Genomic DNA, 8,028 nt, shown 5'->3' on the forward strand with positions numbered 1-8,028 from the left:
TCAGCTCACCTTGGCGGCGTGGGTAATGCGTGGGTCGAGGTAGGGGTAGAGCAGGTCGACGATCAGGTTGACCAGCACGAAGGCCGCGGCCGATACCGCAACGATCGCCAGCACCACCGGGATGTCCTGGCGCAGTACGGCTTCCTGGGCCAGGCGGCCAACGCCATTGCGCGAGAAGATCGTCTCTACCAGGACCGCGCCGGACACCGTATTGCCCACCTGCAAGCCGACCAGGGTCAGCAGCGGCAGGGCCGCGTTGCGCAAGCCATGGCGCGCCTGCACCTGCGCCCGGCTCAGGCCCTTGGCGAAGGCGGTGGTGATGTAAGGCTCTTGCCACACCCCCTGGAAACCACGCTGCAGCACCTGGGCGTATACGGCGGCGCTGGGGATCGCCAGGGTGATTGCCGGTAGTACCAGGCTGGCCAGGCCCTGGCTGCCCGTGGCCGGGAACCAGCCCAGGGCGAAGGCGAACACCTGGATCAGCAGCAGCCCCATCCAGAACACCGGCACCGAAAAGCCCAGCGAAGGCAGGCGCGCCAGCACGGTCTTCAGCGGTCGCCATTGGACGTAGGCGGTCAGGTAGGCCAGGCCGACCCCGGCCAGCAGCGACAGCACGATCGCCGTACCGGCCAGCGCCAGGGTCTGCGGCAGGCGCTCGGCCAGCAGCGCAGTGACCGGCCGGCCCAGTGACAGCGATTGCCCGAGGTCACCGTGCAAGGCGCGCCACAGCAGGTCGACGTACTGCTCGAACAAGCCTTTGTCGAGCCCGTAGTAGGCACGGGCCTTGGCCAGGTCCTCGGGCGACAGGCCATCGGCTTCCATGCCCGAAGCGCTCAGCATGATCGCCAGGGTGTCGCCTGGCAGCAGGTAAAGGATGAAATAGGTGATGGTGTAGGCGCCCCACAGCACCAGCAGCGCCTGGCCGAAGCGGCCTATCAGGTAGCGTTTCATGGCTGGCCAACCTGGATGTCGCTGAGGAGCGCGAAACCTTCGGCGGTCCAGCGGAAGTCCTTGACCCGCGGCGCGGTGGCGGCCTGCCAGACCCGTTCGTACAGCGGGAACGCCGAGGCTTGGTCGACTAGCAGGTCCTGTAGCTGGCCGTAGGCCTGGGCGCGTTGCTCGTCGCGGGTGGCGGTGATGCCGTTGTCGAACAGCGTTTGCGCTTTTACCAGGGTGTGCGGCTCGTAGGTGTTGGTGGCCAATGTGGCACTGTTGGCGGCGCGCGGGTCGAGGATGGTCTGCAGGATGATCGGGTCGGCGCGGGTCATGTAGGTGGAGGTGAGGTCGTAGTTGCCCGAGGCATTGCCCGCCACCCACTCGGCGCGGGTCAGCACGTTCAGCTTGAGGTCGATGCCGAGCTTTCGCAGCTGGTCCTGCACCAGTACATCACCGGCGCTTTCGGCGGGGGTAAGGTTGTAGCGCAGGGTCAGGCGCTTGCCGTCCTTGTGTCGGTAACCGTCATCGCCCTTGTGCCAGCCGGCGGCGTCCAGCAGGCGTTCGGCACCTTGCGGGTCGTAGGCAAGCTTGTCGGCCTGGGCCTTGAAGTAGGGGGTGGTCACGTCATACACGCCGCTTACTACCGGGAATTCGGCGTTGTAAACGGTATGCGCGTAGCTGGTGCGGTCGATGGCCTTCTGCAAGGCCAGGCGCAGTTGCCGGTCACCGAGCAGGCGGTCATTGCGCGTGTTGGGGTAGAGGTTGAGTGCCGGGCCCGGCAACGAGCGGCTCTGGATGGTCGCGCCCTTGGCCTGGAACAGCTTGAGGTCGACTTCCGAGAACGGGTTGCGTGGCCACAGGATATCGGCTTTGCCCTGCAGGAACAGGCCGTTGCGCACGCTTTCCTCGGCGATGTAGCTGATTTCAACAGCGTCCAGGTGCGCCGGCCCCTGGTTATGCACGTTGGCCGAGGGCCAGGCGTAGTCGGCGCGCTTGACCAGGCGCGCGCCGACTTCCGGTGTGTAGTGTTCGAGCACGAACGGGCCGGTGCCGATGATCTTGCCCAGCGAGCGTTCCTGAGCCGTCAGCTTGTAGGAAGCCGGGGCGAGGATGGCCAGGTTGGTGGTCGAGGTGGCCTGCAGGAAGCCGGCATTGGGTTTTGCCAGGACCAGGCGCACGGTGAAATCGTCCAGCACTTCGGCGTGGTCGTAGCCGGCCAGGTAGGTGGCGCCGAACGTGGCTGGCAGCTGGGTGGCGAAAGCCTTGTTGCTGTCGAAGGCGGTTTTCACCGCGTGGGCGTCGAAGCGCTCGCCATTGCTGAAGGTCACGTCCTGGCGCAGGTGGAAGGTGTAGGTCAGGGCATCGGTACTGACCTCCCAGCTTTGCGCAAGCCAAGGGATGATGCGGCCGCTCTGCGGGTCCTGGTCGGTCAGCGATTCAGCGACGTTGCGCAGCAGCACGCGGTGCTCCAGCCAGTAGACCTGGAAAGGGTCGACGCTGACCAGGGTGGTGTTGTCGCCCCAGAAGGCGATGTTGAGGGTTTTGCTGGAGGTGCTCTGGTCCGAGGGAGAGCAGCCGGCCAGGCTCAACGCCAGGGTAGCTGCGACCAACAGGTTTCTGGCCAGATGAAATGGGGGCATGGGGCGTTCCTTCAGTGAGGGGTGTGTTGCTTGTGGTGGCCTCTTCGCGGGTGAACCCGCTCCCACATGGAACACACAGGCTCCGAATGCGGCACAGCACCTGTGGGAGCGGGTTTACCCGCGAAGAGGCCACAGGAGTGAAGAACGGCCAGTCAGTCCTGGTAACCCCGGCCCTCCCGGTCCAGTTGACGGATCAACGCATCCCAATGCCGCTGGATACCTTCGCCCCTACCATCGGCAAACCGCTTCGACTGCTCGTGCACCTTGGCAATCGCCGCCTGGGGCGCATGCAGCAACTGGTCGTTGCCCCCGGCCTGGGCTGCCACCTGGATGTTGCAGGCGCGCTCCAGCCCGTGCAGCTCGCGGAACGCATGCTCGACACTGATGCCGCCCGTCAGCAGCCCGTGGTTGCGCAGGATCAGGATATTGCTGTCGCCCAGGTTGGCCACCAGCCGCTGCTGTTCGTCCAGGTCCAGCGCCACGCCTTCGTAGTCGTGGTAAGCCACCCGGCTGTAGTAAGCCAGGGCGTGTTGGGAGATCGGCAGCAGGCCGTCGCGCTGTGCCGACACCGCCGCACCGTCGCGGGTGTGGGTGTGCAGCACGGCCGTGAGGTCAGGCCTGGCGCGGTGGATGGCGCTGTGAATCACGTAACCGGCCTGGTTGATGCCGAGCCCCAGCGGGTCGTCGATGATCGTGCCGTCGACGTCCACCTTGACCAGGTTGGAGGCGGTGATTTCGTCGAACAGTAGGCCGAAGGCGTTGATCAGGAAGTGCTCGTCCGGTCCCGGCACGCGGGCGGAGAAGTGCGTGTAGATGTGGTCAGTCCAGCGGAACAGGGCTGCCAGGCGGTAGGCGGCGGCCAACTTGACGCGCACCTCCCATTCCTCGGCGCTGACCCGGCCACGTACATTGTCGGAGCGAGGGGTGATGGCAGACAGTGAACTCATGGTGTGCTCTCCGGTAATCAATAGCCGCGTGCGGTGTCGACCAGGTTGGCCAGGGGGGCCTGCTCGCGGTAGCGGTGGAAGTTGGCGATGAAGGCTTCTAGGAAAGCCGGGTAGCCATCCTCGGAAATGGCCGAGGTGTGTGGCGACAGGAATACCCGTGGGTGCCGGTACAGTGGATGGCCAGCGGGCAATGGCTCGGGCTCGGTAACATCCAGGCTGGCGCGGCCGATCAGGCCGCTGTCCAGGGCCTCGAGCAGCGCCTGCTGGTCAAGCAGGCCGCCGCGGGCAATGTTGATCAGGTGCAGGCCGGGGCGGGCATGGGCCAGTACCTGGCGATCGATCAGGCCACGGGTGGCCGGGGTGAGCGGGGCAGCCAGCACCAGGTGGTCGCTGCCGGCGAACAGCTGGCGCAGGTCAGCGGCGCGCTCCACGCCTGGCACTTCGGCGATGGCCTGGCCGGGGCGGCTCAGGGCCAGTACCCGCATGCCCAAGGCTACGGCTTTGCGCGCCAGGCTCTGGCCGATACTGCCAAAGCCGAGAATGCCCAGGGTGCGCCCGCGCAGCGGTGCCAGCGGGGTCAGGCGCCAGTCGGCATCCTTGACCCACAGCCCGGGTAACTGCTTGGCGGCAGCAAACACCAGGGCCAGGGCAAACTCGGCCACTTGCTCGGCATTGGCGCCTTTGCCACTGGTCACGGGTGCACCCTTGAACACCCAGTCGGGGTAAAAGTCGATGCCCGAAGACACCAGTTGCACCCATTTCAAGCCCCACGGCCAGCCTGCTGGCGGGGTGTCGACGCGCTGCCCGCGCACGTTGATGGGGCGCAGGATGAACACGTCGGCAGGGGCCTCCAGGGCTAGCTGGCCATAGGCGATGTCGATGACTTCATGGTCCGGCAGGTGCTCGCGCAATTGCTGGTTGACCTGGGCGTCCAGCTGGCTGGCAATGATCGAATGGCTCATGCCTGCACCTCCGAGAGCGCCGCGCGGCCGACCTGACCGAATACCACATCGTCCTGGGGCGTGTGGATACGGCTGCAGAGCACATCGCGGTAGTGCCGCTCCAGCGGATTGCGCCGGGACAACCCGGGGTTGCCGGCGGCCTCGATGGCCAGTTCCACGGCCTGGATGGCATTGGCACTGACCAGGTGCTTGATCTGCCCGGCATGCGCAGGGGCAACCTGCCCGGCGGCAGCCGAGTCGAGCAGGCTCTGATTAGCGAACAGCAGGGTGTCGATGCGGCCCAGCACCTCCTGGAAGCGTGGCAGGCTGGCCAGAGGTGCGCCCAGATTGGAGGGCGTGCGCTGCTGGAGGAAGCCCACCAGCCAGTCGCGCGCAGCGCGGGCCACGCCGTCGTATACCGCCGGCAGCAGCACGGCCATCCACAGCAGGCTTTCGCCGTCGAGTTCGGCTTTCGGCGCGCTGGCAGGGCTCACGCTGACGGCATGGTCGAGGGGGATCAGCACATCATCGAAGCGCACTTCGTGGCTGCAGGTGGCACGCATGCCCAGGTGGTCCCAGTCGTCGATGATGGTGATGCCCGGGGTATCACGGTGAACCAGGAAGCCGCCGACCAACGGGTCGCTGTCATCGCTGCGGCCCCAGACCAGGTACCAGGTCAGGCCGTGGCTACCGGTGGAGTAGATTTTGCGGCCGCTCAGGCGCCAGCCTTCGGTGGTGCGCCGTGCCACGGTGGCAGGCAGGCCGCCGCGGGCCGGGGTGCCGAGTTCAGGCTCGACGCGCAGGGCATTGATCAGGGCACCGTGCTGTACGGCATCACGGGCCACGTGTTGGCGCAGGTGCTCGGGCCAGCGGGCTTCGTCCTGCAGGCGAAAGTGCTGCAGGTACTGCATGACCAGGATCAGTGCGGTGGCCGGGTCGCCTTTGCCGACAGCGCCGATAACCCGGCGCGCACTGGCCAGGCCGGCGCCGCCGCCACCCAGGGCGTGCGGCACGGTAAAGGCGAGCAGGCCGTGGCGGTGCAGCAGGTCGAAGTTGTCCTGGGGGAACCGGGCACTGCGATCGTAGCGCTCGGCATTGGCCGCAAGGGCCTGCGTCAGCTCGGCGAGGGTGCTGTCGGAGGGGTGACTCATGGGGTTTCATCCCTGAATGACGGTGTGTTGCCTAAGACCGTATTCGTATGGATGAAGGCTGTAAAAGTCTTTTTAGTTCTAAGCTAATTATTTGATTTTTATATTTAGCCTTTTTTCTGTTATGCGCTTTTTGCATTTAACGCCAGAGCTGCCTGGCAGCCCCGGCAGGCTCAGCCCAGCAACCGGTGCCCGGCCACTTCGCCAAACAGTCCCACCGGCTCCTGCAAGTTGCCCAGGTAGCGCGGATGGAACAACCACAGATCCACGTGCGGCTTGAAATCGCTGACATTCAGCACCTCCAGTGCATCGCGATGCCGGCTGGCTTGCAACAACGGTTCCGGGACCAGCCCCAGGCCTTGGCCGTTGGCGACCAGCCCCAGTTGCAACTCGGTGCCAAAGGTTTCCAGGTTGATTGACAGGCTCAACCCTTGTTCGCTCAGCGCTCGCTGCAGCCCTGCGCGGAAACCGCAGCCGTCGGGGTTGAGCACCCAGCCGCGGGTATAGCAGTCCTTGAGCTTGTAGCTGCGCTTGCCCGCGCTACCCTTGGCCGCCACCACCTTCAGCGGCATACGTGCGATGGACTGGCTGGCGATGCCCTCGGGGAAGATCTTGCCGGGCGGGAACAACGCGGCAGCGGCGTCCAGTTCGCCGTTCTCCATGCGCGCGATCAGGCTGCTGCCCCAGCCACTGCTGACCTGGGTGCGCAGCTGTGGGTAGGCCTCACGGATCTGTGCCAGGGCGTCAAGCAACACCACATCCCCCAGGGTCTGCGGTACGCCAAGGCGCAGGGTGCCCGACGGTGCGCCATCGTTGGCCACCAGTTCGCGCAGTGAGTCGATCTCCCGCAGGATCGCCTTGCACTGCTCGTACACCCGCAGGCCCATGGGCGTAGGTTTCAGCGGCTTGGTGTTGCGGTCGAGCAGGGTGGCGCCGAGGTCTTCCTCGAAGTTCTGCACCCGGCGGGTGATGGCCGGCTGCGTCAGTTGCAGGGCCTCGGCGGCAAGGTTGGTCGACTGGCAACGAATGACCGCGACGAAGGCGTCCATATCATCGATTTTCATAATCGGCGCTCACAGGATGAAACGTAAAAATAAGGTATCAGCATAATCGCAATGGCAGGAAATGCCATCTGCATGATTTGTAAGGATGAAAACGCATATTAGGTTATTCCTAAAACTACTTTAATTTATTTTGTCGTTCTCGCTAGAGTCGCCTGGCCGGGCCGCATGAAGCCGCCCGCCAAGCCACCGAGGAGCGCCATGTCCATTCGAACGAAACTGTTGACCCTTGCTGCGGCAGTGTTGCTGGCAGGCCAGGCCAGCGCCGCCGAGCAGACCCTGCGCATCGGCTACCAGAAATCCTCGACCCTGCTGACTCTGCTCAAGGCCCGTGGCAGCCTCGAACAACGCCTGCAGGCCGAGGGCATACAAGTTACCTGGCACGAGTTTCCTAGCGGTTTGCCACTGCTGGAGGCGTTGAACCTGGGCAATGTCGACCTGTCGGCAGATGTCGCCGACACTGTGCCGGTGTTCACCCAGGCGGCAGGTGCCAAGCTGACGTACTTCGCCCGGGAAACACCATCGCCCACTGCCCAGGCGATCCTGGTGCCGGCGGACTCGCCGCTCAAGACCCTGGCCGACCTCAAAGGCAAACGCGTGGCGGTGACCAAGGCTGCGGGCAGCCATTACTTGCTGATCCAGGCCCTGGCCAAGGCCGGCCTGACCTTCAAGGACATCACCCCGGCCTACCTGATTCCCGCCGATGGCCGAGCCGCCTTCGAGAACCATAAAGTCGATGCTTGGGTGACCTGGGACCCGTATGTGGCCAGTGCCCAGCGCCAGCAGAATGCACGCATCCTGGCCGATGGCAGCGAGCTGGCCAGCTACCAGCGTTACTACCTGGCTGGCAGCGACTACGCCAAGGCCCACCCCGACGTGTTACAGCAGGTCTACTTGGCCTTGCGCGAAGTCGGTACCTGGACCAAGGCCAACCCGGCGGAGGCCGCGCGCATCCTCGGCCCACTGTGGGGCAACCTGGACAGTGCCACGGTGCAACAGGCCAATGCCCGGCGCAGTTACGACGTGCAGCCGGTGAGGCTGGAGAACCTGGCTGAACAGCAGCGTATCGCCGATGCGTTCTACCGCGAGGGGTTGCTGCCCAAGGTCGTGGATGCCAAGGCGGTGAGCCTGTATGAGCCGCAGGGTCAGTGAAAGCCCGAGGGCCGCACCGCTCGCATGTATGGCACCGGCTGCGCCGGTGTTCGCGGCTAAAGCCGCTCCTACAGGTACTGCTCAGGTTTAGGGTTCACACGTTACCTGTAGGAGCGGGGGGGGGGGGGGGGGGGGGGGGGGGGGGGGGGGCGGGGGGGGGTGTGGTGGGGGGGGCGGGGGGGGGGGGGGGGGGGGCCGCCCGG

The 8,028-nt window shown here is 65.4% G+C and carries 7 protein-coding genes; 1 reads left to right on the forward strand and 6 read right to left on the reverse strand.

Going from position 1 to position 8,028, the window contains the following annotated elements; all coding sequences use genetic code 11:
• From ACIP02_RS24370 to ACIP02_RS24395, 6 genes are all read right to left on the reverse strand, one after another.
• Nucleotides 1–951, reverse strand: a complete 951-nt coding sequence (locus ACIP02_RS24370; RefSeq protein WP_400621765.1) for an ABC transporter permease — start codon at nt 949–951, stop codon at nt 1–3.
• Nucleotides 948–2,576, reverse strand: coding sequence for an ABC transporter substrate-binding protein (locus ACIP02_RS24375; protein ID WP_400621768.1), 1,629 nt, complete (start codon nt 2,574–2,576; stop codon nt 948–950). The genes ACIP02_RS24370 and ACIP02_RS24375 overlap by 4 nt, the downstream gene beginning before the upstream one ends.
• Nucleotides 2,577–2,728: 152 nt before the next feature.
• Nucleotides 2,729–3,523 (reverse strand): class II aldolase/adducin family protein, encoded by a 795-nt coding sequence (locus ACIP02_RS24380; protein WP_400621771.1) that lies wholly within the window; start codon nt 3,521–3,523, stop codon nt 2,729–2,731.
• A 17-nt stretch (nt 3,524–3,540) separates the two neighbouring features.
• A complete protein-coding gene (locus ACIP02_RS24385; RefSeq protein WP_400621774.1) occupies nt 3,541–4,485 on the reverse strand; it encodes a D-isomer specific 2-hydroxyacid dehydrogenase family protein in 945 nt (314 codons plus the stop codon).
• Nucleotides 4,482–5,615 (reverse strand): acyl-CoA dehydrogenase family protein, encoded by a 1,134-nt coding sequence (locus ACIP02_RS24390; RefSeq protein WP_400621777.1) that lies wholly within the window; start codon nt 5,613–5,615, stop codon nt 4,482–4,484. Before ACIP02_RS24390 ends, ACIP02_RS24385 begins: the two co-directional genes overlap by 4 nt.
• A 170-nt stretch (nt 5,616–5,785) precedes the next feature.
• Nucleotides 5,786–6,676, reverse strand: a complete 891-nt coding sequence (locus ACIP02_RS24395) for a LysR family transcriptional regulator (RefSeq protein ID WP_400621780.1) — start codon at nt 6,674–6,676, stop codon at nt 5,786–5,788.
• A 198-nt stretch (nt 6,677–6,874) separates the two neighbouring features.
• On the opposite strand from ACIP02_RS24395, the gene ACIP02_RS24400 reads away from it, so the two are divergent.
• Complete coding sequence (locus ACIP02_RS24400; protein ID WP_400621783.1) at nt 6,875–7,825, forward strand: aliphatic sulfonate ABC transporter substrate-binding protein; 951 nt, start codon at nt 6,875–6,877, stop codon at nt 7,823–7,825.
• Nucleotides 7,826–8,028 lie beyond the last annotated feature (203 nt).

It is taken from the genome of Pseudomonas sp. NPDC089408 (genome assembly GCF_044749445.1).
Lineage (GTDB): Bacteria > Pseudomonadota > Gammaproteobacteria > Pseudomonadales > Pseudomonadaceae > Aquipseudomonas.